18 protein-coding genes and 1 pseudogene are annotated in these 22,680 nt (G+C 59.9%); 4 read left to right on the top strand and 15 right to left on the bottom strand.

Annotated features, from left to right (window positions below; genetic code table 11):
• Positions 1-175: 175 nt before the first annotated feature.
• The 3 genes and pseudogenes from ftsE to ACGG9J_RS07285 form a co-directional block, all read right to left on the bottom strand.
• Positions 176-1,207 (bottom strand): annotated as a pseudogene (ftsE, locus tag ACGG9J_RS07295) (cell division ATP-binding protein FtsE); the annotation flags it as partial.
• 97 nt (positions 1,208-1,304) lie between these two features.
• Positions 1,305-2,438, bottom strand: a complete 1,134-nt coding sequence (gene prfB / locus ACGG9J_RS07290) for a peptide chain release factor 2 (RefSeq protein ID WP_390134933.1) — start codon at positions 2,436-2,438, stop codon at positions 1,305-1,307.
• Positions 2,439-2,543: 105 nt separating this feature from the next.
• Positions 2,544-2,675 carry a hypothetical protein gene (locus ACGG9J_RS07285; RefSeq protein WP_258326683.1) on the bottom strand — a complete coding sequence of 44 codons (132 nt, stop codon included), beginning with the start codon at positions 2,673-2,675 and terminating at the stop codon, positions 2,544-2,546.
• A gap of 144 nt (positions 2,676-2,819) precedes the next feature.
• On the opposite strand from ACGG9J_RS07285, the gene dapD reads away from it, so the two are divergent.
• On the top strand, positions 2,820-3,779 hold the full coding sequence (gene dapD, locus ACGG9J_RS07280; RefSeq protein WP_390134930.1) for a 2,3,4,5-tetrahydropyridine-2,6-dicarboxylate N-succinyltransferase: 960 nt from the start codon (positions 2,820-2,822) through the stop codon (positions 3,777-3,779).
• A 44-nt stretch (positions 3,780-3,823) separates the two neighbouring features.
• Here the strand turns inward: dapD and ACGG9J_RS07275 are convergent, their stop codons facing one another.
• The 3 genes from ACGG9J_RS07275 to ACGG9J_RS07265 form a co-directional block, all read right to left on the bottom strand.
• Positions 3,824-5,113 (bottom strand): citrate synthase, encoded by a 1,290-nt coding sequence (locus tag ACGG9J_RS07275; RefSeq protein WP_390134928.1) that lies wholly within the window; start codon positions 5,111-5,113, stop codon positions 3,824-3,826.
• A gap of 349 nt (positions 5,114-5,462) precedes the next feature.
• Positions 5,463-6,239, bottom strand: a complete 777-nt coding sequence (gene map / locus ACGG9J_RS07270) for a type I methionyl aminopeptidase (RefSeq protein ID WP_390134926.1) — start codon at positions 6,237-6,239, stop codon at positions 5,463-5,465.
• Between the two features lie 103 nt (positions 6,240-6,342).
• Complete coding sequence (locus ACGG9J_RS07265; RefSeq protein ID WP_390134924.1) at positions 6,343-7,056, bottom strand: DUF308 domain-containing protein; 714 nt, start codon at positions 7,054-7,056, stop codon at positions 6,343-6,345.
• Positions 7,057-7,231: 175 nt separating this feature from the next.
• Between ACGG9J_RS07265 and ACGG9J_RS07260 the strand changes: the two genes are divergently transcribed.
• Positions 7,232-9,325: a M13 family metallopeptidase gene (locus ACGG9J_RS07260; protein WP_390134922.1), complete on the top strand. Its 2,094-nt coding sequence runs from the start codon at positions 7,232-7,234 to the stop codon at positions 9,323-9,325.
• Positions 9,326-9,471: 146 nt separating this feature from the next.
• Here ACGG9J_RS07260 and ACGG9J_RS07255 read toward each other — a convergent pair whose 3' ends face one another.
• Positions 9,472-9,963, bottom strand: a complete 492-nt coding sequence (locus tag ACGG9J_RS07255) for a single-stranded DNA-binding protein (protein ID WP_390134920.1) — start codon at positions 9,961-9,963, stop codon at positions 9,472-9,474.
• A gap of 1,159 nt (positions 9,964-11,122) precedes the next feature.
• On the opposite strand from ACGG9J_RS07255, the gene ACGG9J_RS07250 reads away from it, so the two are divergent.
• Positions 11,123-11,977 (top strand): exodeoxyribonuclease III, encoded by an 855-nt coding sequence (locus ACGG9J_RS07250; protein WP_390134918.1) that lies wholly within the window; start codon positions 11,123-11,125, stop codon positions 11,975-11,977.
• A gap of 126 nt (positions 11,978-12,103) precedes the next feature.
• Here the strand turns inward: ACGG9J_RS07250 and ACGG9J_RS07245 are convergent, their stop codons facing one another.
• Positions 12,104-13,918 carry a proline--tRNA ligase gene (locus ACGG9J_RS07245; RefSeq protein WP_390134916.1) on the bottom strand — a complete coding sequence of 605 codons (1,815 nt, stop codon included), beginning with the start codon at positions 13,916-13,918 and terminating at the stop codon, positions 12,104-12,106.
• A gap of 239 nt (positions 13,919-14,157) precedes the next feature.
• On the opposite strand from ACGG9J_RS07245, the gene ACGG9J_RS07240 reads away from it, so the two are divergent.
• Positions 14,158-14,622 carry a GNAT family N-acetyltransferase gene (locus ACGG9J_RS07240; protein ID WP_390134914.1) on the top strand — a complete coding sequence of 155 codons (465 nt, stop codon included), beginning with the start codon at positions 14,158-14,160 and terminating at the stop codon, positions 14,620-14,622.
• 52 nt (positions 14,623-14,674) lie between these two features.
• Here ACGG9J_RS07240 and ACGG9J_RS07235 read toward each other — a convergent pair whose 3' ends face one another.
• From ACGG9J_RS07235 to prfA, 7 genes are all read right to left on the bottom strand, one after another.
• On the bottom strand, positions 14,675-16,081 hold the full coding sequence (locus ACGG9J_RS07235) for a PIF1 family DEAD/DEAH box helicase (RefSeq protein ID WP_390134912.1): 1,407 nt from the start codon (positions 16,079-16,081) through the stop codon (positions 14,675-14,677).
• A gap of 40 nt (positions 16,082-16,121) precedes the next feature.
• Positions 16,122-16,823: an oligoribonuclease gene (orn, locus tag ACGG9J_RS07230; protein WP_045935639.1), complete on the bottom strand. Its 702-nt coding sequence runs from the start codon at positions 16,821-16,823 to the stop codon at positions 16,122-16,124.
• Positions 16,824-17,017: 194 nt separating this feature from the next.
• Positions 17,018-18,565 (bottom strand): IMP dehydrogenase, encoded by a 1,548-nt coding sequence (gene guaB / locus ACGG9J_RS07225; RefSeq protein WP_390134909.1) that lies wholly within the window; start codon positions 18,563-18,565, stop codon positions 17,018-17,020.
• 66 nt (positions 18,566-18,631) lie between these two features.
• Positions 18,632-19,825, bottom strand: coding sequence for an MraY family glycosyltransferase (locus tag ACGG9J_RS07220; RefSeq protein WP_390134907.1), 1,194 nt, complete (start codon positions 19,823-19,825; stop codon positions 18,632-18,634).
• Positions 19,822-20,481: an L-threonylcarbamoyladenylate synthase gene (locus ACGG9J_RS07215; RefSeq protein ID WP_390135344.1), complete on the bottom strand. Its 660-nt coding sequence runs from the start codon at positions 20,479-20,481 to the stop codon at positions 19,822-19,824. Before ACGG9J_RS07215 ends, ACGG9J_RS07220 begins: the two co-directional genes overlap by 4 nt.
• Positions 20,482-20,590: 109 nt before the next feature.
• Positions 20,591-21,541 carry a peptide chain release factor N(5)-glutamine methyltransferase gene (prmC, locus tag ACGG9J_RS07210; RefSeq protein WP_390134905.1) on the bottom strand — a complete coding sequence of 317 codons (951 nt, stop codon included), beginning with the start codon at positions 21,539-21,541 and terminating at the stop codon, positions 20,591-20,593.
• The gene (prfA, locus tag ACGG9J_RS07205) at positions 21,538-22,626 is read right to left on the bottom strand and encodes a peptide chain release factor 1 (protein WP_390134903.1); all 1,089 of its coding nucleotides are present in this window, start codon (positions 22,624-22,626) and stop codon (positions 21,538-21,540) included. The genes prmC and prfA overlap by 4 nt, the downstream gene beginning before the upstream one ends.
• Positions 22,627-22,680 lie beyond the last annotated feature (54 nt).

Genomic DNA, 22,680 nt, shown 5'->3' with positions numbered 1-22,680 from the left:
CTGCCATGTCATGGCCTGTGTCTGTGGAACCGTCATCCGACTGACCTGACCGATCCTGGCCACCCTGGGCCTCAGGCCTGCGGAATCGCTGATCAGAGTCCGTCTTCCGGTCGGGCTGTCCTGCAGCCGCGTCTTCGTGCCGACTGGAATCCTTCTTCTCGGACTCAAGACTGCCCAGCCCCTTGCCCCAGGTCAGAGTGTCCTCCACGGATGTGAAGACCTGACCATAACGTCCGGTTCTCCCCGAATGCATGGACTTGGCCAGCCGTGCGATCCCCTCGTCGCCGTACTGACCCTGATTGACGGCCTGCGCAACTGCCTGTACCACCTGCTTGGCCCCCTTGGTTCCGTCCTCTATAGGCTTGGCAGCCGAGCTATGCCCACCCTGCACGACAACCTGCACCGGGCGGCGCCCTGCAACTCCAGCCTCACGTGCACGATCCAGGGCATCGCCGTCGGCGGGATCCCCGATGGCATGATGAGAGCGCGCCGCCACTTCGGCATCCGGGAAGAAGCGCGAAGAATCGTAGGAGCCGTGGGCTTCGTCGCGCATGATCCGACCTGTATGCAGCTCCACCACCCGCTTGCGCATGGAGTTGACGATCTCCTCGTTGTGGGTGGCCATGACCACGGTTGTGCCGGTCCTGTTGATGGCGTCCAGGACCTCCATGATGCCCAGGGAAGTGGTGGGGTCAAGATTTCCGGTAGGCTCATCGGCAAGCAGAATTTCCGGATTGTTCACATAGGCCCGGGCCAGGGCCACACGCTGGGCCTCGCCGCCGGAGAGCTCATGGGGATAGTTGTTTTCCTTGCCCGTCAGCCCCACGGTCTTAAGCACCTGGGGTACCAGGGTCTTGATGGTGGTACGCCGAGCGCCGATGACTTCCAAGGTGAAGGCCACATTCTGCCATACGGTCTTATTGTTGAGCAGTTTGTAATCCTGAAAGACAAAACCGATGGAACGCCGATACCCAGGGACATCGCGGTTGCGCAGGCGTCGCAGGTCGTTGCCAGCCACACGGATCTCCCCCTCGGTGGCCTCCTCCTCGCGCAGAAGCAGTCGCAGCAGGGTGGTCTTGCCTGATCCGCTGGCGCCTACCAGAAAGACAAAATCCCCACGGTTGACATCCAGGCTGATGTCATCCAAGGCTGGACGGGACCCCTTGGGGTAGATCTTGGTCACGTCCTTGAGCGAAATCAACGCCATTGACACTCCGTTCCTCGGTACTCCCCTACAGAGGCTATCAAGAAGACCGACACTACTCACTCATGAAACACCGACCAGGCTTGAACCGGGCGAAGCTCTACTTGCTGGCTTCCTCCTCGCGGGCTTGGACTCGCTGCTGGTGCCGCCAACGGATGCCGGCCTCGATGAAGGCATCAATGTTGCCGTCGAAGACCCCTTGAGTATCAGAGGTCTCGTATCCGGTGCGCAAATCCTTGACCATCTGGTAGGGGTGCAGCACGTAGGAGCGCATCTGGTCCCCCCAGCTGGCCTTGATATCGCCGGCCAGCTCCTTTTTCTTCTTGGCCTCCTCTTCGTGCCGCAGAACCAGCAGCCGGGACTGCAGAACAGCCATGGCAGCCGCACGGTTCTGGATCTGGCTGCGTTCATCCTGCATGGTAACCACAATGTTGGTCGGCAGGTGGGTGATGCGCACGGCCGAATAAGTGGTGTTGACTCCCTGGCCGCCGGGACCGGACGAGCAGTAGGTGTCCACTCGGATGTCAGAGTCGGGGATGTCAATGTGGTCGGTGGGCTCCACCAATGGGATGACCTCGACAGCAGCGAAAGAGGTCTGCCGTCGGCCCTGGTTGTCAAAGGGCGAGATCCGCACCAGACGATGGGTGCCGCCCTCCACTGAAAGCCGACCGTATGCATAGGGGGCGTCCACCTGGAAGGTGGCCGACTTGATGCCGGCCTCCTCCGCGTAGGAGGTGTCCATGACCTTGGTGGAGAAGCCGTGCCGCTCAGCCCACCTCATGTACATGCGCAGGAGCATCTGGGCCCAATCGGCCGCATCCACCCCGCCTGCTCCTGAGCGGATGGTGACCACAGCGGCGCGCTCATCGTACTCTCCGTCCAGCAGGGTCTGAATTTCCATATCGTCGAGATCGGACCTCAAAGAGTCGATCTCCTTGCGCGCCTCCACCAATGTGTCCTGATCGTGCTCCTCCTGGCCCAGCTCCTGCAGAGCCTGTACATCGTCCAGCCGAGAGGAGGCGGACTCCAGATGCCTGAGCTGGGATTGCAGAGCAGAGAGCCTGCTGGTCACCTTCTGAGCATTCTCCTGGTCGTCCCAAAGTCCAGGCGCGCTGGCCTGACGCTCCAGATCAGCAATCCGGGAGCTCAGACCCTCCGGATCCAGCGCCTTGGAAATCGTCTCGTACTTGGCCTTGGCCTGTTCCAATGCCTGAGCAAAATCCATCTCTGCCATACCGTCTCACCGCTTTCCAGACCGGCTCCGCACGAGTCGGCCTCTGTCTTCATTCCCATCTGCCTGCCTGTGACGGCCGGATTCCCGCCGACCGGACGGGCCGGGTCAAAGGCCGCTGAAGATGGCAGGGATGACAAGACTAGCCAGCAAAGCCACAGCTATGACCAGGCAGACGACCCTGGCCGTATTGCGGCGCCGACGCTCCCGGCGCTCCCGCTCATGACTGTAGGCACTCATAGTCGATAATTTACCCATTGGCTGGGACCTGACGGTGACGATCCAGACCCGGCTATCGGACGGACCGTCTCTGTTTGAGCGTCGACCGGTTTATCCTGTAAGACAACTTGTGTCAATACGACTGTATCGCCTGAAGGAGGAACGATGAGCACAGCACGCACCGCATGGGGTTGGGGTCTGGCCAGCCAGGACGAGCAAGGTCGGACCCTGGATGTCTGGTATCCCAAGGCCGAGATCTCAACGCCGCCGACCCCGGCGAACCGCCCCAACCACGACTTCGGCGACCAGGTCCGCACCCAGCCCGATGCCCGCGGCATCCGCCGGGTGCCGGTCTTCACCGTGGCCGATCTGGACGGCCAGATAACCGATGCCGCCGATGCCTATCTGCGGCTTCATCTGCTCAGCATGCGTCTGACCCCACCCAACACCATGAATCTTGATGGAATCTTCGAACAGCTGACTACGGTGGTCTGGACCAACTATGGACCCTTTGCCGTGGAGGACTTCGCCCTGCGCAGATCAGACGTCATAGCTGCGGCCAGCCGGACCATGCCGGGCATCCCGGTGACACAAGTAACAGTACTGAGCGTGGATAAATTCCCCCGCATGGTGGATTACGTGGTTCCCGAGGGGGTACGCATCGGCAACGCCGACCGGATTCGGCTCGGCGCCCATCTGGCGCCGGGAACGACGGTCATGCACGAGGGCTTCGTCAACTTCAACGCCGGAACCCTGGGCCACTCCATGGTCGAGGGCAGAATCTCCCAAGGGGTCGTGGTCGGCGACGGTTCGGACATCGGCGGCGGAGCCTCCATCATGGGCACCCTGTCAGGTGGAGGCCGCCATCGGGTCTCCATCGGTCGGCACTCGTTGTTGGGAGCCAACGCCGGCATCGGCATCTCCCTGGGCGACGACTGCGTAGTCGAAGCCGGACTTTACGTTACTGCCGGCACCAAGATCGGCTTAGGCGACCAGGTGGTCAAGGGGGCAGAACTGAGCGGACGGGATCATCTGCTCTTCATCCGCGACTCCCGCACTGGCCAAGTCAGAGCCCTGCCCCGCAAGAAGGGGATTGAATTGAACGAGCGGCTGCACGCCAACTGAACCTGGACAGCCGGCCATCTGTTGGACTTCGGTGCTCATCGGACTCAGCGCTGTTCCATCGGCAGGTAGTCACGCGGCCCCTGGCCGGTATAGACCTGCCTGGGACGACCGATTTTCGTGTCTGGATCGTCCAGCATCTCCCGGTACTGGGCGATCCATCCGGGGATGCGCCCCAATGCGAAGAGCGTGGTGAACATTTCAGGATCGAAGCCGATGGCGCGATAGATGAGCCCGGTGTAGAAGTCCACGTTGGGATAGAGATGCCGCTCGACGAAGTAGTCGTCATGCAGCGCCAGGTCCTCCAGCTCCAAGGCCACGTCGAAGAGCTCTGCGTCCTCAGCATTCCTGTCCTGGTCGGGCTCGTCCATGAGCGTGTAAAGCCACTGCTTGGCTATGGCCGCGCGTGGATCGTAGGATTTATAGACCCGGTGGCCCAGGCCCGCGATTTTCCGCCCCTCGCTCTTGGCCTGGTCCACATAGCCTCGTACGCCCAGACCGGAATCCCGTATGCTCTTCAACTGGCGCAGCACAGCCTCGTTGGCGCCACCGTGCAGAGGGCCTGACAGGGTATTGATGCCGGCAGCCACTGCCGAATACAGGTTGGCCCTGGCTGATCCGGCAATCCGAACCACTGAGGTGGAGCAGTTCTGCTCATGGTCGGCATGGATAATGAGGAGCTTGTCCAAGGCCTGGACCTTGAGAGGATCGGCCTGATAGGGCTGGTAGGGCATGGCGAAGCTCATCCGCAGGAAGTCCTCCACATAGCCCCAGGTCCTGTCCGGATAGAGCAAGGGCTGGTCGCGGCGACGACGGTGGATCAAGGAGACGATGGTACGCACCTTGGCCATGATGATGGCGCTGGCCTCATCCAACTGGTCGGGATCGTCTACGTCACAGGTGTCCGGATGGAAGCCAGCAAGGGCGTTGACCGCCGCAGCCAGCACGCTCATGGGATGAGCCTGGCGGGGGAAGGACGAGAGCAGATGACGGAAGTCCTCCCCTACGACCGTGTGGCCCAGAACGTGGCCGCGGAACTGCTGGTACTGCTTGGCGTCAGGCAGCTCGCCGTGGGACAGCAGCCAAGCCACTTCAAGAAAATTTGACTGAGCACACAGGTCTTCTATGGCATAGCCCCTGTAGCGCAGTATGGACCGCTTGCCGTCAATGAATGTGATTCCCGAGACGCACTGAGCTGTGGTCTGGAAGCCGGGATCCAGTGTGACCAAGCCGTCGTTGCGCAGGGAGGAGACCAGAATGCCATCGGGCCCTTCGGTGGCACGAACGAGGGGAAGATCAACCTGTTCGGAATCGATGGACAACCGTGCTGTAGACACCACGCACCTCCTGTTAATCAACCAGTGAGGTGCCAGTGAGAGTCGACGGCCATGCCAGATCAGGCTACCGGCACCTGTACCGGCGTGGAATTGCCGACATGCTAGCAGAAACAACCACGACTTCGATTACCGGCTTGTAACTGCAAGCCTGAATCTGTCGCCGCCACCCACGACACGCAGGTCCAAGCCAGTACCGTCTTCGTTCCCGCACCAGCCTGTGGAAACAAGGCCAGGAAAGAAAAGGCCCTTATCAAACAGGGCCAGTAGCAAAGAGGGACCCAGGAGCATCCATATTATGGACATTCCTGGGTCTCTTATAGTCCCAATCCGGTCTCGGACAGCCCTCGAATCAGTCCCTGGTCGTCAGAATGACAGGCCCTTGTTCGGTGATGGCGATGGTGTGTTCGCTGTGGGCGCCGCGCGAACCGTCTGCAGAACGCAGTGTCCACCCGTCCTTGGGATCCTGGTAAATCTGATCAGTGGTCGCCAGGAACCAAGGCTCAATGGCGATGACCAGGCCCGGGCGCAGCTTGTAACCGTGATGAGGCGTGCCGTCATTGGGCACATGGGGATCGCCATGCATGATCCGGCCTACGCCGTGTCCGCCGAACTCCAGGTTGACGCTGTATCCGTTTTCATGGGCAACCTGACCGACTGCGGCGGAGATATCACCCAGGCGGTTGCCGGGCTGAGCCTGGGCGATGCCAGCTTTCAGGGCCTCTTCGGTGGTTCGAATCAGTCGCAGATCCTCTGGGTCGGCATGCTCACCCACTACGAAGCTAATAGCTGAGTCACCCACCCAGCCGTCCACGTTGATGGCCAGATCCAGGGAGAGCAGGTCGCCGTCCCTGAGGTTGTAGTCATAAGGCACCCCGTGCAGGACGGCATCGTTGACGGATAGGCAGATGTAATGGGCGAAGGGGCCGGTGCCGAAATCAGGCGCGTAGTCCACGTAGCAGGAGGTGGCTCCCCTGCGGGAGTTGATCCTGTCCTTGACGTAGTCATCCAGCTCCAGCAGGTTGACCCCAGGTTTGCTCATGGCTTTGAGCTCCTTGAGGATGCTGCCGACGAACCTGCCCGCCGGCTTCATCTGTTCGATCTCCTGCTTGGTTTTGAGCTCGATCATCCTCTGCGTCCTTTCATGATTGGTGCCCGCGGGTGCCGCCCCTCAGGATCCTGCCCAAGTACTACCTCTCAGTATTATCGGGTCAGTCGGACGAGTCCGGCTCTCAGTTCCGGCCGAAGGTGAAGGCCCTGATGATGGAGACGACTCCCAGCACCAGAAGAGCGCATCCACTGAAGATGACCAGGAAAATGACGGAGCTCAGCGGGTAGATCATGACGATGATCCCGGCGATGATGGAGACGATGCCAGAGAAGATGGCCCAGCCTGAATGCGGGAGCCCCCAAGAAGCAGCCAGGCTCATCACGCCTTCCATGATCCAGCTGATACCCACAATGATGGTGACCAGCAGTGTCAGCGCAGAAGCGGACAGGGCCGTGTTCCTGACGATGACAATGCCGCCGACGGCGATCAGAGCGCCAAAGAGGACACCCAGCACACGCCATCCGCCGGGAAGTCCTTTGGACACAATGGAAGTGGCCAGACGGACCACGCCGGAGATGATGAAGTAGATGCCCAGCACCACGGTCACTGCGATCAGGGTCTTGTCCGGCCTGAGCAGAAGGGCCAGGCCTAAAATGACTCCAATCACGCCCATAACGCCCATAATGACGCGGATGGCCCGCAGGGTTCTGAATCCCAGATCCTCGGCGATCATGGAGAACGGATCCATCCGTGGCGGGCGCCCCTGGTAGCCTGGGTATTGCCCATACTGGCCATAATCATTCTGACCATAATTATTCTGGTATTGGCCGTTATTCTGCGAAGAATCCTGACCACCGTACTGGTTGGGCTGACCGCCCTGAATGGGATCCGTCATACCGTCCTCTTTCACTCGCTCAGGACAACCAAGCGGCCGTCCTGTTACCGTTTTCTAAGTTTAAATCACCAATGAGGCAATCTCGGCTTTTCCCCTCGGCGGATGATTCGATGGCCCGAAGATCCACGGCAGCCCCGGAGCTTGGCATGTCACCAAAGATGGCTAGGCTTGTGGCATGGCACAATCTACAGAATCCACGACCTCCTCCGGACTTGATCCGGCCTCTTTCTCTTCGGTCATTCGCCCCCAGGACGACCTCTTCCGCTTCGTCAACGGCCCCTGGATCGACACCTACAGCCTGCCTGAGGACCGTTCCCGGTTCGGCTCCTTCGACAAGCTGGCGGAGGATGCCGAAGCACAGATCCATGAAATCCTTGAAGACCCGGAATCCCCGGCTGTCAAGTCAGCCCTGCTCTATCGCAGTTTTCTCAACACCGGAGCCATCGAGGCTGCGGGTATGGAACCCATTCGCCCAGACCTGCAGGCCATTGATGCCGTATCTGACAAGAAGGCGCTGACCAGCCTGCTCGGCCGACTCAACCCCACTGGTGGCCCCGATCTGTTCGGCATCGCCATCTATGGTGATCCAGGCAACGCCGGCACCAACGTGGCTCATATAGAGCAGGCCGGGCTGGGACTTCCAGACGAGGCCTATTACCGGGAGAAGAGCTATGCTCCAGTCCGCCAGGCCTACGCCGACATGGTCGCCTCCCTGCTCAGGCTCTCCGGCTACGCCGACGACCAGGAGGATGCCCACAGGCAGGCGGAGTCCTTCCTTGAGGTCGAGACGCGCATAGCGGCACGCCACTGGGACAACGTGTCCACCCGAGATGAGGATCGCACCTATAACCCCACTCCCCTGGCTGAACTGGAATCAACGCTCGCCGATTTCGATCTGCACACCTGGATCGAGTCCTGGCAAAAGGCATATGCGGCCAGCCCTGCAGCCGATCTTCAACCAGTCAATCTGAACACAGCCCTGTCCAGGACCATCGTGCACGAACCCTCCTTCCTGCAGGGTTTGAACGAGCTGTGGAAGACCAGCGACCTGAAGGATCTCAAACTCTGGGCCCGCGTGCACACCCTGATCGAGTGGGCAGGTTTGCTCAGCAGCGACTTCGATCAGGTCAGGTTCAACTTCTATGGCAAGGTCCTTTCAGGCACGACCAAGATGCGGGACCGTTGGAAGCGAGCCGTCTCCCTGGTCAACGGCATTTGCGGCGAGGAGGTCGGACGCGAATATGTGCGTCGGCATTTCCCAGCCTCCAGCAAGGCCCGCATGGAAACCCTAGTCGGAGACTTGATCGACGCCTACCGGGTCTCCATCACCTCCAGCAACTGGCTGGGCGAACAGACCAAGCTCAAGGCTCTGGCCAAGCTGGACAAATTCTCACCCAAGATCGGCTACACCGAGCACTGGCGCGACTATACGGCCCTAGCTGTGGATGAAAAGCTGGGCCTTGTCGCCAATGTGCGGCGGGCCAACCTCTACGAGTCCGGCTATCAGTTCAGCAAGGCAGGCCAGCCCGTGGACAAGGACGAGTGGCTGATGAACCCTCAAACGGTCAACGCCTACTACGAGCCCACCCTGAACGTCATCGTCTTCCCAGCAGCCATCCTGCAACCGCCCTTCTTCGATCCCGAAGCCGACGATGCCGTCAACTACGGAGGCATCGGGTCGGTCATCGGCCACGAGATCGGCCACGGATTCGACGACCAAGGCTCCAAATACGACGGCGACGGACGTCTACAGGACTGGTGGACCCCGCGAGACCGCGAGAACTTCGAACAGCGGACCAAGGCACTCATTGATCAGTACAACGGGTTCGTTCCCCAGCAGCTTGTTGAGAAGTATGCTGACAAGCCCGAGCAGGCACCTCATGTCAATGGAGCGCTGACCATCGGCGAGAACATCGGGGACCTAGGGGGCGTCAACATCGCCATCAAGGCCTATGCCCTCTCCTTGCAGAAGAAGGAGGGCGGCGCAGCCGGGACAGACGATGCAGCCATGGATCAGGCACTGGCATCGGCTCCGGTCATGGACGGCTACACAGGCCTGCAACGGTTCTTCCTGTCTTACGCCTCCATCTGGAGGACCAAAAACCGGGATCAGCTGGCTGAGCAGTATCTGCAGATCGACCCTCACTCCCCTGCTGAATTCCGTACCAACGGCATCGTCAGGAATGTGGATCGCTTCTATCAGGCCTTTGGGGTCACACCCAACGACGGCATGTGGCTGGAACCCTCCGCACGGGTCAAAATCTGGTAAACCCGCTTGATTAAGGTCATTGTTTGGTTGACGGCTTGAATTCAACCAGCTGTTCAAAGCGGGAGGCCGACGGCATCAGTCGCCCTCCCGCTTTCATTTTGCTCGATCGCAACAGTCTTCGCTTATCCGGCAATGGAAGCCTTCGATCATGTCCCCTCTACGGCAGATGATGCAGATTGTGCAGAGGCAGATGCGGTTTCAGACGACGAAGATGCCAGCGGCGTGGTCCATGGATCCGGACCGTCGGCACCCTCATCAATAGATGCCGCGCCCGATTGGATCCTGGTGAAGGTGTCCTGTCCCCGGGCCAGGTCGTGACCGATGCCATCCGCCACCAAGACCAGATTGCTATGCGGTTGACCGTCACTGGTCCATTCCTCCGTCGCCAAAGATCCGGAAACTATGACCGGATCGCCCTTATGCAGGCAGGCCAGAGCATTGACCGCCAGAGTCCTGAAAGCCTTGACCGTCAACCAAGTGGTCGACTTTCGTTTCCATGCCCCAACTGCAGCATCGTAATAGGCAGGCGTAGAACCCAGTCTGAAGGAGCAGACCGGCGTGGCCCCTGGCTGCCCCAGACGCGTTGGTTGTGTCCCCAAAAAACCGAAGACGGTCGTTTTTATGTCGTTGATGGACATACCGGAACCTCTCTGTTGATGTTATGAATCCGACGCTGTAAATCTGCCAGTCGATTCCTGATCTTGCAGCTGTGTGGCCATTCGACGGAGGATCCCAGACCGGAGCGCGGATAATCGGAGCGGGGGAAGGGACTGGCCCCAGCAAGGAATCCTCCGTCGAACGGTGAATCCATCCTGCCTCCGCCCACGTCCACATACCCAACCTGCAGACCATTGTGGTCGAACGAACTCGGCCTGATTCGTATTGTGGACAAACCACCCTTTTTCCATAAGAAGCATGAGAGAGGCCTATTCTCAGGAAGACCTATTTCATCGGGTCAAGCAAAGTGGATTTACTCGTAATTATGAAAATCGAAAACAAGGGAAAACACGATAACGGAAAATGGACGGCTTGGATGCCGGTCAATGTCAATGGCAATAATGCCTCGACCACTCATAATTGGTGATTATTCAAGGAGAGAGGTGGACGCAACATGATAGAAAGAGCGATTGCGGGCGTAGTGGCGGTAGTGGGATGCGTAGCGGGGATAGCGGCAGTTGCCTTACTCGTTACATTGTTGATTCGATGCTTCAGGAAGAACAGAACACAGCATGCATAAATCCAGACAATTGCTCATGAGCGGGCCCTGTCTTTTAATTACTATGACTTCATCGCCGATAATGGGTGGCGGCCCACGCGAAGGACAGGTCGCCACCCATTATCTCGTTCCCCTCCGCCTATATTGATGTTGATCCGATTACCTCATGGACGCTCAAGATGGACAGTCGCAACCAGTCACTATCCGTCAGGAAAAACACGAGTGCACAAAAAGAATGAGAGACTTAGGTAACTCCTTTCCGAACCCGAGAAGGTCACAGCCTCCTCGAACAGTCACAAAGCGTGAATCATTCCGGTCAAGGCTGACCCGCAGTCATGAAGCCAAGGCCGCAAGATTGACGAGAAAACCAGGCGAGCAGTGTTCGAATATGGCATTCACTCGGCATATCTCGATGGAGGCCTGATTTACCGATGCCTTTTGTGCAAATGCCGAAGAATACATCAGCTGAACCCGTAACTGGATTCGGGAGGTTCCCTTCATTGCCCAAGGCCATCAAGCATCGGTCCTGGGCTAAACTATGAGAGCAGATACATCGGCACGGTTTGGAAGGACCCGCAGTCATGGTTCACACGCTGGTCAGTTGGAATATCGATTCGCTCAATGCCGCCCTGCTGGGCAAGAGCAGCCGCAGCGCCCTCTCCCTGAAGGTGGTGGAGACCATCCGGGATCTGGACCCCGATGTCGTAGCCATCCAGGAAACCAAACTCAACGGTGACCAGAAGAAATCCGCAGGCATCCTTAAGGCACTCATGCGCTACTTCCCCGATTACCAGGAGGTGGACCGCCGCTCCGAGGCCCCGGCCCGCACAGGCTACGCGGGCACGCTCATGCTCTTCCGCAAGAGCCTGCCGGAGCCTACCGTGACCCGCCCCCGCATCGGTGCACCAGACACCATGGACGACGAGGGCCGCATGCTCACTCTGGAGTTCCCGGACTGCTTCGTCACCACGGTCTACACCCCCAATTCAGGATCGGGACTGGTCAGGCTCGAGCCGCGCGGCGTCTGGGATGATTGCTACCGTCGCTACCTGCAAGAGCTGGATGCCCGCAAGCCGGTCCTGGCCTGCGGCGACTTCAACGTGGCCCACGAGGAGATCGACATCGCCAACCCGGCCTCCAACCATCACTCTGCCGGCTTCACTGATCAGGAGCGCGAGAAGTTCGGCCTTCTGCTGGATGCAGGCTTCACCGACACCTTCCGAAAGATTCATGGCGATGCCGCCGGATTCTACGATGACCACCGCAGCGTCTACACCTGGTTCGCCCAGCGGGCTCCAAAAAGCAAGATCAACAACTCCGGCTGGCGCATCGACTACTGGCTGACCTCCAATCGGATCGCAGATCGAGTCAGCACCAGCGAACCCGTGGACACCGGCGAGCGCCAAGACCACCTGCCCATTCTGCTGCGCATCTGACCGGATGGATATTTGAACCCAAACCAATACAACCAAAAGGGTGGAGCCTTGGTCGCATGCATCATAATGCGGCTAGGCTCCACCCTCTATATTGGTTGCGATAAACAACTATAAACGCGGCATAACCTACTGCAAGGCCGTAATCCGATCAACGATCACCTGAGCGGCCTGATCGGCAGGAACTGCTTGCACCCCCGAACCGTCGCGGTTGCGGATCTCGATAGTGCCGTTGGCGATGGTGTCGCGACCGGCGATGGCGACCAAGGGCACCCCGATCAGCTCGGCATCCTTGAACTTGACCCCGGGAGACACCTTGGGACGGTCGTCGTAGATGACCTCCACACCACGGTCCTCCAAGTCGGCGACCAGCTTCTCGGCGGCATCGAAGGCCTCCTGCTTCTTGCCGGTGGCCACCACATGGACCGCGGCAGGAGCGACAACCTTGGGCCAGGCCAGACCCTTGTCATCGTGATGCATCTCGGCAATGCAGGCCAGCACACGGGAGATGCCGATGCCGTAGCAGCCCATCCAGACCGGCACCGCCTTGCCGTTGCTGTCCAGGACCTTCAGACCCAGTGCATCAGAGTATTTCAGCCCAAGCTGGAAAACCTGCCCGATTTCCACGCCACGCTCGAAGCTGAGCGGCCCGGAACCGTCAGGACTCATGTCCCCGTGACGGACCTCGGCGGCCTCCACCACTCCGTCGGCTTGAAAGTCACGCCCATAGACCGCATTGGCCAAGTGCACACCTTCGGCATCAGCACCTGTCACCCAGGCTGAGCCAGGTGCCACATGAGCATCGAGGAAGTAGCTGATATGGGCGGCAGACTCGGTGTCCGAACGCTGAGGGCCCAGCACTCGAGGACCGATGTATCCCTTGACCAGCTCGGGGTGGGCGGCAAGGTCAGCATCACTGGCCTCCTCAATCTCGGCCGGGGCGAACTGAGCCTCCAACCGCTTCATGTCCACCTGGCGGTCGCCCGGCAGGCCGACGGCCACCAGTTCCCGCCAGCCCTCAGGATGGTCATCGTCCGCAGGATGCTTGACGGCCACAATCAGGTTCTTCAAAGTATCGGCAGCGGTCCAGTCCCGGCCGTCCTCGCGCGGATGCAGCTGGTTGAACCGCTCTACCAGAGTATCGATGGTAGTCGAGTCGGGGGTATCCAGCTCTTGCATGGCGGGAGTCTCAGCGTAGTCGATCGGATCGGGACGCGGGGTGGTCAACGCCTCTACGTTCCACGCCTTCCCTGAGGGAGCAAGGGCGAAGGTGTCTTCGCCTATGGGCAGCGGAGCCAGGAACTCCTCGGACTCGGATCCCCCCATGGGTCCGGAGACCGCATGGACGATTACGTACTTGACACCCAGACGCCTGAAGATTCGCTCATAGGCGCCGCGCTCATCCTGGTAGGCCTTCTTCAGCCCCTCCTCGTCCACGGTGAAGGAGTAGGCGTCTTTCATAATGAACTCGCGGCCCCTGATCAGTCCGGCGCGGGGACGGAACTCGTCGCGGTACTTGGTCTGGATCTGGTAGAGGACAACCGGCAGGTCCTTGTATGAGGAGTACATGTCCTTGACCAAAAGGGTGAACATCTCCTCATGGGTGGGAGCCAGCAGGTAGTCAGCACCGTGCCTGTCCCGGAGGCGGAAGAGGTTCTCGCCGTACTCTTCCCAACGGTGGGTGGCCTCGTAGGGCTCGCGAGGCAGCAGGGCCGGGAAGTGGACCTCCTGGGCGCCAATGCCTTCGATCTCCTCCCGGACCACGGCCTGGACCTTGTCAAGGACTTTCAGACCCAAAGGCAGCCAAGTGAAGATGCCGGGAGCCACCTTGCGGACGTATCCGGCCCGCTGCAGGAGTTTGGCCGAGTCTACATCGGCATCGGCCGGATCCTCCCTGAGGGTCCGCAGAAAGAGGGTTGACATGCGCATGGCTTTGGTTCTCATACCTCCCAAAGATATGCGCGCAAAGGGACAAGCAGCCGTTGAGGATACCACATGACAATTCGCAAAAACCGGCCCCGAAACCAGGCAGTACTTATAAGTGAAAGTGGGTAAGTCCGCAACCTGGCATCTATCCAGCTCTACGCCTCACCATAAGGACAGCCAAGTTATAGTAGCTGTATATTGAACAGGATTTCTGATTCACCGCGACAAGGCAGGCACCTATGTCATCAGAACCGAATATGGCCATCCAGACCTTTGCCAACCTCGACACAAACCACATGCGACTCCTCTTGGAGGCAGACCCTTCGGAAGAGATGATCCGTGGCGTTTTCGCCCATTCCTGCGCCTACGAAATCCGAGTGGGACAAGCTCTGGCCGGTATCATGCTGCTTGTCAGACAAAACACGGATACCTTGGAAATCGCCAATATCAGCGTGGACCGCGCTTACCGCAGACAAGGACTCGGAAGCAAATTAATTGATCGAGCCAAGATGGAGACCGTCAGGCTGGGTTTGAGCAGACTGGAAGTCGGCACCGGATCCACCAGTTTCGGAGCCCTTTGCTTTTATCAGACATGCGGATTCCGCATGGACCGCATTGAGCATGATTATTTTGTACACCGCTATGGGCAGCCCATTGTCGAGAACGGGATCACCCTTAAAGACATGGTCCGCCTGTTGTGGCTTTTCGAACGACCCGAATGACCAAGGAATTGTTCGAACTCACTGCCGGGCCAAAACGTATAAGGGCAACCTTTCAGAAAAGCTGGTCCTGGCTGAATTCGTCTTCTGGCTCCTGACCTACGGCGCGCTTGGTGAAGGACTCAGGACCTTCATCCTTCAGACGGGCACAGGCCGCTTTGGAATCGGCCCTCAGACCTGCATCCAGAACGACGGCATCGGGAGAAACCAAGAAAGCATGCTCGTTGATGCCCGTCAGGTAGAGCCCATCCAGGCTTTCCACACGCGAAAGGGCCACGTAGCCCATCCCTGGCGCGAAGGTCCGTCTCAGGTCCATGACTGCCCTGTCCAAAGTCATCCCCTGGGACTTATGGATGGTGATCCCCCAAGCGCAGCGAAGAGGCACCTGGTTGACGGCGGCCAAGACCGTGTCCCCGTCCATGGTCTCCCAGGCGGCCGGCTTCATGGTGACCACGTTGCCGTTCTGGAAGGAGACGATCGGCCATCCTCCCTTGGCCGAGCTGGTGAATCCGCTGACTGTGCCGATGGAACCGTTGACATATTGATGATCCTGGTCGTTGCGCAGGGCCATGACCGCAGCTCCGGTCTTCAATGCCAGATCCTCGGGGGCCAGCATGTTCTTCTTCAGCCGTTCCACCAGTCTGGCCTCGCCCCGGGATGTGGCCTGGTAATGGTGGGCCTCTTCGTCGATGGAGGCCAGGCGCTGGTCGTTGAGCGTGTCGGCCTGTTTGTTGACCGGGAAGAGGTGGACCGCGACCTGGCCGGGGGCAGGCACCGCGCCGACACGAGCAGCCAGGACCTCATGATCCTCCTGGGTGACGCCGCCCTCCCTGATATCGGTCAAGACAGTGAGCAGCTGGCCGTCGTCCTGACGATGCTGCTCGGTCAGGTAACAGATGACCGGGTCCAGGTCCTGCCAGACCAGTGATTCTGTCACGAACCCGTCCGGGTCCTTGCCGGCCTGGACGTAGCGTTCCCGGGCAGCCTGGAATTCAGGGCTGGGTAGTATTCCTGCAGCCCGGTTGGACCTCGTCACCGGCGGCAGCTGGAAGAAGTCCCCGGAAAGAACCACCTGGATCCCTCCGAAGGGTTCGGGACTGTGGCGGACAGCCCTGCAAGCCTGGTCCACCATGTCGAAGAGCCAGGCATGCATCATGGAGACCTCGTCGATGACCAGGATGTCGGTGCCCTCGATCTGTCTGCGACGACGGGTCTTGATCCGCTTCAAGAGCGATTCAGTCATGCAGGCGGCGATGCCTACTCCGCTCCAGGAGTGGATGGTCTGGCCGTTGATGTGCGTAGCGGCGATCCCGGTCGAGGCGGTCATCGCCACAACCGCCCCGGCCTGACGTGCCTGGGCGACGAACTCATTGAGCACAAAGGTCTTGCCTGACCCGGGGGCACCTGTGATGAAGGCATTGGCCCCCGCACTCAATATGGTCAAGGCTTCGGATTGCTGCATGCCTCCATGGTGCCACGTCAGAGGTACATGGCCACGCCTGTCAGTAGTCGGTCTTCTCGGGCTTGTTGGCATCCTCGACAGGGTTGCCGGACTCTTCGTAATGGCGCAGAAGACTGGTCTGCTCGATCTGTTCCGCACCGGCCTTGGACTGGGCCTGGTCGGGTCCGGGAGCCGGAAGGAAGAACATGGAGCGGTAGTAGCGCAGTTCGTCCATGGACTCGATGATGTCGGCCAGGGCCCTGTGGCCGCCGTGCTTGGCCGGCTTGTTCTTGTAGACGTCCGGGTACCAGCGGCGTGACAGCTCCTTGAGGGTGCTCACGTCGATGACCCGGTAATGCAGAAGAGCCATCAGGTCGGGCATGTACCGGTCGAGGAACTTCTTATCGGAGCCCACGGAGTTGCCTGCCAGATGGGCCTTGCCGTTCTTGGGCAGGAAGGGCTTGACGTACTCGATCACCTGGCGCTGGGCCTCCTCCAGGTCCAGGCCGGTTTTCATCTCTTCGATCAGGCCGGAGGAGGTGTGCATCTTCCTGACGAAGTCCCCCATATGATCCAGGGCTGCCTGGGAGGGCTTGATGACCAGATCGATGCCCTTGTCCAGGACCTTCATGTTGAAGTCGGTGGGAACCACAGAGACCTCGCACAGCTCGTCATGGAAGATATCCAGACCGGTCATCTCGCAGTCGATCCAGATCATGCGGGATTCCTCCGCAGAGAAAGTCAGATCATTCTTATCGCTCATCTGTACGCCTTTCAGATCCGGGTTGCGCACCGGATCGCTCCTTCCGCCGCCTTGGACGGAACATTACAAGATACCGCCAGCACGTGACCAGCCAAAGGTTCACCTGCACAGCCGACCGGACCGTAACTGACATGAGATATGCAATCGGCGCAGGTCCTGATGAGATCCTGCGCCGATCACCTGCCTATGTAGGCTCAGTTGTGGAAGCCTGAGTAGTTGGGGGCCTCCTTGGTCATGACGATGTCATGGGGATGCGATTCACGCAGACCGGCATCGGTGATCCGAATGAACCTGCCTTTGCGCTGCAGCTCGGGAATAGTGCGGGCACCGGTGTAGAACATGGTCTGATGCAGGCCGCCGACCAGCTCGTAGAGCACGTAGTTGAGCGGACCGCGGTAGGGCACTTCGCCTTCGACGCCCTCGGGCACCACCTTGTCGGAGCTGGTCACATCGGCCTGGAAGTAGCGGTCCTTGGAGTAGCTCTTCTTGCCGCGCGGGGCCATGGCGCCCAGCGAGCCCATGCCCCGATAGACCTTGTACTGTTTGCCGTGCAGGAGGACCTTCTCGCCAGGGGCCTCCTCAGTGCCCGCCAGCAGACCGCCCAACATGACCGAATCGGCTCCTGCCACGATGGCCTTGGCGATGTCGCCCGAGTAATGAATTCCACCGTCAGCCACCAGCGGGACCCCAGCAGGGCGGCAGGCCAGCGCAGCATCGTAGACGGCAGTCAGCTGGGGCACGCCCACGCCAGCCACCACACGGGTGGTGCAGATGGAGCCAGGACCCACGCCGACCTTGACCGCGTCAACGCCAGCATCGATTAGCGCCTGGGCGCCCTCGCGCGTAGCTACATTGCCACCGATCACATCCACATGGTCGAAGGCATGATCTGCCTTGATTCGACGGATCATGTCCAGCATGAGCTTGGCATGGCCATGGGCGGTGTCCACGACCAGAATGTCGACTCCGGCATCTGCCAGGGCGGTGATGCGCTGCCAAGCGTCACCGAAGAAGCCAACGGCTGCAGCCACGCGAAGCCGGCCGCGCTCATCCTTGGTTGCCTCGGGGTACTGCTCGGTCTTGACGAAGTCCTTGACAGTGATCAGCCCGGTCAGCTTGCCCTCATCATCGACCAGAGGAAGCTTCTCCACCTTGTATTTGGCCAGAAGCTCGTGGGCATCCTCCTTGGTGATGTTGGACGGACCGGTGATCAGGTGGTCCTTGGTCATGATGTCGCTGACCTTAAGCCGGTCGAAGTCAGCCGGATTGACGAAGCGCATGTCACGGTTGGTGATGATGCCCACCAGCCGCTGCCGACGATCCACGACGGGCAGTCCGGAGACCTTGTAGGTGGAGCAGAGCTTGTCCAGGTCGGTCAGTGTGGCATCGGGGGTGACGGTCAGGGGGTCGGAGATCATGCCGGACTCGGACCGCTTGACGATGTCGACCTGATTGGCCTGATCCTCAATGCTGAGATTGCGGTGAAGAACGCCGATGCCGCCGTTGCGGGCCATGGCAACGGCCATGGTGGCCTCAGTGACGGTATCCATGGCAGCCGAAAGCACCGGGGACTTCATGGTGATGTTCCGAGTCAGCCGAGTGGTGGTATCTACTTCGGACGGAATGACATCGGATTCGTTGGGCAGCAGCAGGACGTCGTCATAGGCCAGGCCTATTTTCTGGAAGGCGTCGGGGAGTTGAGTGTAGGAGGAAGATTCGCTTTGTGGGTTTTCCATAGCCATAGAACCATGCTACAAGTGCTTGTTGACTGTTCCAAGAACCGTGTCCATGAGACCTGAATCGACGAATCAGTCATCCTTGCCCTTGTCCCCCCGGCGGCCCTTGCGATGCCGACTTGGTCTGGCCGCATGCTGCGATCCCTGGGCTGCCAGAATGGCGTTCTCACGCCTGATTTCGGGAAGACGACGGCGGTAGTAGGGGTAGAGGGTGGCGAAAGTCAGCAATATGGCTGCCAGCGCCAGGCCGATCAAGACATATCTCAGGGGGAAGAAGAGGATGAAGAGCGAGCCAAAGGCTATCAGCGCCGCCCAGCCCCAAAGAATAAGGACCGCAGACCGAACCGTGTGGCCGATGCGCAGCATGCGGTGGTGCAGGTGCATGCGGTCAGGATGCATAGGCGATTGCCCGTGGCTGAGACGCCGAACGATGGCCAGGCACATGTCCAGAACAGGCAGGAAAAGCACCAGGATGGGCAGAAGAATGGGCATGAAAGCCGGCAGATAGATGCTGGCGTGAATGGTCGCCGGATCCAGCCTGCCAGTGACCACAATGGAGGCACAGGTAATCAGGTATCCCAGCAGCATGGATCCGGAGTCGCCCATGAAGAGCTTGGCCGGATGCCAATTGTGAAGAAGGAACCCTACGCAAATGCCAACCATGGCCACATCGATCAGGGTGGCCAAGGAGGCATAGTCGGGTGAGATGCGGGCGATGATATAGGAGTAAATAGCGAAGGCGATGCCCCCGATGGCCACAATGCCTGCAGCCAGACCGTCCAGTCCGTCAACAAAGTTGACCGCATTGATGGAGGCCACGATCAGGAAGGCTGTGATGGCCATGGACAGGCTGGGCGAAGCTGCAACCAGTGAGCCCAGGGGCAGGGAGATGATCTGAATCCCTCCCCAGGAAACGAATACCGAGATCAACAGCTGGCCAGCCAGCTTGAGCATCCAGTCCAAGTCCCAGAGATCGTCGGCCATGCCCAGCAGGCAGATGCCCACGGCACCGGCCAGAATGACCCAGGCCTGATGGCCGGACTGGAAGAGGCCTGTGATGAAGGGAATACGTGAAGCGAAGCACATGGCCACGGCAAACCCGATCAGCATGCCCAGGCCGCCCATACGCGGAGTGGGCACCTTATGAACGTCGCGAGCGCGGACCACACCTACAGCACCGACCCGGATAGCGAGATGACGAACCATGGGCATAACCAGCCAGGTGGCCCCACCAGCAATGGCAGCAATGAACAGATATACCCTCACTGGCCCTCCTCTCCGCCTGACCGGTCTGAAAGAAGAGCACGGACCTGCGCCTCGCCTATGACGCCCTGCCGCAGCACCTGTATTCCGTCAGGATCAGCCTTGTCGACGGCCACTACCGTGCTGGCCACTGAGCCAGGAGTCGGTCCCCCATCCACGTAAAGGTCGACACTGTCACCCAGTTCAGCTCTGGCCTGCTGAGCAGTCTCCACGCTGGGATTGCCTGATCGGTTGGCACTGGAAGCAGCCAAGGGGCCGGTCACCTGCAGGAGCTCCCGGCAGATAGACGAGTCGGGCACTCTGACGGCCTGAGTGGGTCCCTCAGACTCTATCCGCGGGGTGCGCAGAGGGCAAGACTGCCCTACAAAGGCAATAGGCGAAAAAGGACCCGGCAGCAGCGCATCAGCCAGGCGATCCAGAGGTACAGGCAGGAGGAGATCCAGCCGGTCCATGGTTTCGATCCTATCCAGAAGCACCTGGATGGACTTGGTCCTGGGACGGTGCTTGGCTTGGAAGAGCCGATCAATGGCCGCGTCGTTGCATGGATCGCAGACGATGCCATAAACCGTGTCGGTAGGAATGACTGCCAGTCCCCCGGCAGCCACTACCCGGGCCAGCAACTGCGGCGACCGACTGTCATAGGTCATCACCCGGCTCATACCCTGCATCACGACCTTTCGGATCGACATGTTCATGTGACCAGCTACTAATCTATCCCAGGACCACGGCAGACCGCCAGGATGCGAAGAACCGCGGATCTGCAGCCACTCAGCTTGGCCGCCGGGCTGTCAGATAGCGGTCTCGGCCAGCCAGATCCTGATGAGTGCGTGCCTCAAGGTACCCTCGCTCCAGCGCGGCAGCGACCATGGCCGGCCCCTGAGAGGCATCATGTTCCACAACCAGCAGACCGCCGGGGGCCAGCAGGCTCCTGGCCCTGTCCAGAATGCTGCAGGGCAGGAGGCACCCATCAGGCGAACCGCCATAGAGGGCCAGACCCGGATCCCAGTCACGCACCTCGGGCTGGCCAGGAATCGCATCCATGGGAATATAGGGGGGGTTGCTGATGACCAGATCCACCTGGGAATCCAGCTCAGATAGGGTGGATGGATCCGTGGCATCAGCCAACAGCAGATGATAGTCGGACCCAGCCTCCCGGATGGCAGCCTCCTGAGCGGTGGCGTTCAATGCACCCCACCGATATGCCTCCTTGTCGATCTCCACCGCCCGGACCCTCGCCCCTGGAACCTCTGTGGCCAGGGACAGGCCGATGGCCCCACTGCCAGAGCACAGGTCCACCGCCACCGGGTGATCCGCTCCAGTCAAGGCATCCACTCCCGCCTGGACCACCGTTTCGGTCTCAGGACGTGGAATAAAGACCCCCGGGCCCATGAGGAGATCCAAATAACGAAAATAAGCGTGACCGAGAATGTACTGCAAAGGCTCGCGCTTGGACCGCCGCTGCAGATAGGACTGATAACGTTCCAAGGCCCCCAACCGGGAACCCTCAGCGTATGCGTGACCAGCATCTTTTGTCAGCAATTCCTCTACTGTCAGGCCCAAGAGCAGAGCCTGATCCAGCTGGTGCAGATCGCACCCAAGGACTTCGGCCAGAAGCAGCCTTGCATCATTGAGCGGAGTAGACACACCTGCCTGGGCCAGCAGGCGATGCCCACTATCAACCAGCTCAGCCAGACTGGTCTCACGCTCTTGTTGATTCACCCCTGCGAAGCCATCCTGCGGGCCTCATCAGCTTGGATGTCGGAGTCGATGACGGCCTGCAGATCGCCGTCCAGCACCTGTTCCAAGTTGTAGGCCTTGTAGCCGGTACGGTGATCCACGATCCGGCTCTCAGGGAAGTTGTAGGTCCTGATACGCTCGGACCGATCCAGAGAGCGGACCTGGGAATGGCGCATGTCGGCGGCCTGAGCGGCCTCCTCTTCGTGCTTCATGGCCAGCAGACGGGACTTGAGCACCCGCAGGGCGGCCTGACGATTCTGTATCTGGGATTTCTCATCCTGCATGGAGACCACGATGCCGGTGGGAATGTGGGTCATGCGCACAGCCGAGTAGGTGGTATTGACGGATTGTCCTCCCGGGCCAGAGCTCATGAAGATGTCGACTTTGAGGTCCTTGGGGTCGATCTCGATCTCATCGTCGTCCTCGTCGGCTTCCGGAAAGACAATGACTCCAGCGGCCGAAGTCTGAATGCGACCCTGGGATTCGGTGACGGGGATGCGCTGGACCCGATGCACGCCGCCCTCGTACTTGAGCGAAGCCCAGACGCCGTCGGCAGGAGCTACCTGGCCGCGAGAGCGAATGGCCAGCTGAGCATCCTTGACTCCGCCCAGCTGGGTGCGGTTCTCACTCATGATCTCTGTGGTCCAGCCACGCTTTTCGGCATAACGCGCATACATGCGCATCAGATCGCCAGCGAAGAGAGCCGCCTCCTCGCCGCCGCTGCCGGCCTTGATCTCCATGATCGTATCGCGGCCGTCATCGGGGTCACGTGGAATAAGAGCGGTGCGCAGGGTTTGTTCCAGGTCCGGTATGCGGTCAGCAATGGCCTTGGCCTCTTCGGCAAAGTCTGGATCCTCCCCTGCCATCTGTTCAGCTGCCTGGCTGTCTTCCAAGGCGCTTTGATAGGCCCGGTAGGCTTCGACGATGGGAGCGAGCTCAGCATGTCTGCGGCCCAACTTACGGATCTGCGCAGGATCTGAAGCCGTTTCGGGCTGACTCATCTGCTTTTCCAGGCGACCGTATTCCTCGACAGCAGCCACCGCCGCCGGAAACTGCTCCTCGTTCATCTACACCCTTCCAGTCCGCTCATCCACATGGTTCAAGTCATAAAAAACGCCAGA

It is taken from the genome of Bifidobacterium apicola, assembly GCF_042846865.1.
Lineage (GTDB): Bacteria > Actinomycetota > Actinomycetes > Actinomycetales > Bifidobacteriaceae > Bombiscardovia > Bombiscardovia apicola.
Note: the sequence above shows the minus strand (reverse complement) of the source record. Positions and strands in the feature narration are given on the sequence as shown.

Bases quoted from the DNA above. Each gene is read 5' to 3' on its own strand.
- prfB (WP_390134933.1), bottom strand. From the start codon at position 2,438: ATGGCAGAGATGGATTTTGCTCAGGCATTGGAACAGGCCAAGGCCAAG.
- ACGG9J_RS07285 (WP_258326683.1), bottom strand. From the start codon at position 2,675: ATGAGTGCCTACAGTCATGAGCGGGAGCGCCGGGAGCGTCGGCGCCGC.
- dapD (WP_390134930.1), top strand. From the start codon at position 2,820: ATGAGCACAGCACGCACCGCATGGGGTTGGGGTCTGGCCAGCCAGGAC.
- map (WP_390134926.1), bottom strand. From the start codon at position 6,239: ATGATCGAGCTCAAAACCAAGCAGGAGATCGAACAGATGAAGCCGGCG.
- ACGG9J_RS07265 (WP_390134924.1), bottom strand. From the start codon at position 7,056: ATGACGGATCCCATTCAGGGCGGTCAGCCCAACCAGTACGGTGGTCAG.
- ACGG9J_RS07260 (WP_390134922.1), top strand. From the start codon at position 7,232: ATGGCACAATCTACAGAATCCACGACCTCCTCCGGACTTGATCCGGCC.
- ACGG9J_RS07255 (WP_390134920.1), bottom strand. From the start codon at position 9,963: ATGTCCATCAACGACATAAAAACGACCGTCTTCGGTTTTTTGGGGACA.
- ACGG9J_RS07250 (WP_390134918.1), top strand. From the start codon at position 11,123: ATGGTTCACACGCTGGTCAGTTGGAATATCGATTCGCTCAATGCCGCC.
- ACGG9J_RS07245 (WP_390134916.1), bottom strand. From the start codon at position 13,918: ATGAGAACCAAAGCCATGCGCATGTCAACCCTCTTTCTGCGGACCCTC.
- ACGG9J_RS07240 (WP_390134914.1), top strand. From the start codon at position 14,158: ATGGCCATCCAGACCTTTGCCAACCTCGACACAAACCACATGCGACTC.
- ACGG9J_RS07235 (WP_390134912.1), bottom strand. From the start codon at position 16,081: ATGCAGCAATCCGAAGCCTTGACCATATTGAGTGCGGGGGCCAATGCC.
- orn (WP_045935639.1), bottom strand. From the start codon at position 16,823: ATGAGCGATAAGAATGATCTGACTTTCTCTGCGGAGGAATCCCGCATG.
- guaB (WP_390134909.1), bottom strand. From the start codon at position 18,565: ATGGCTATGGAAAACCCACAAAGCGAATCTTCCTCCTACACTCAACTC.
- ACGG9J_RS07215 (WP_390135344.1), bottom strand. From the start codon at position 20,481: ATGAGCCGGGTGATGACCTATGACAGTCGGTCGCCGCAGTTGCTGGCC.
- prfA (WP_390134903.1), bottom strand. From the start codon at position 22,626: ATGAACGAGGAGCAGTTTCCGGCGGCGGTGGCTGCTGTCGAGGAATAC.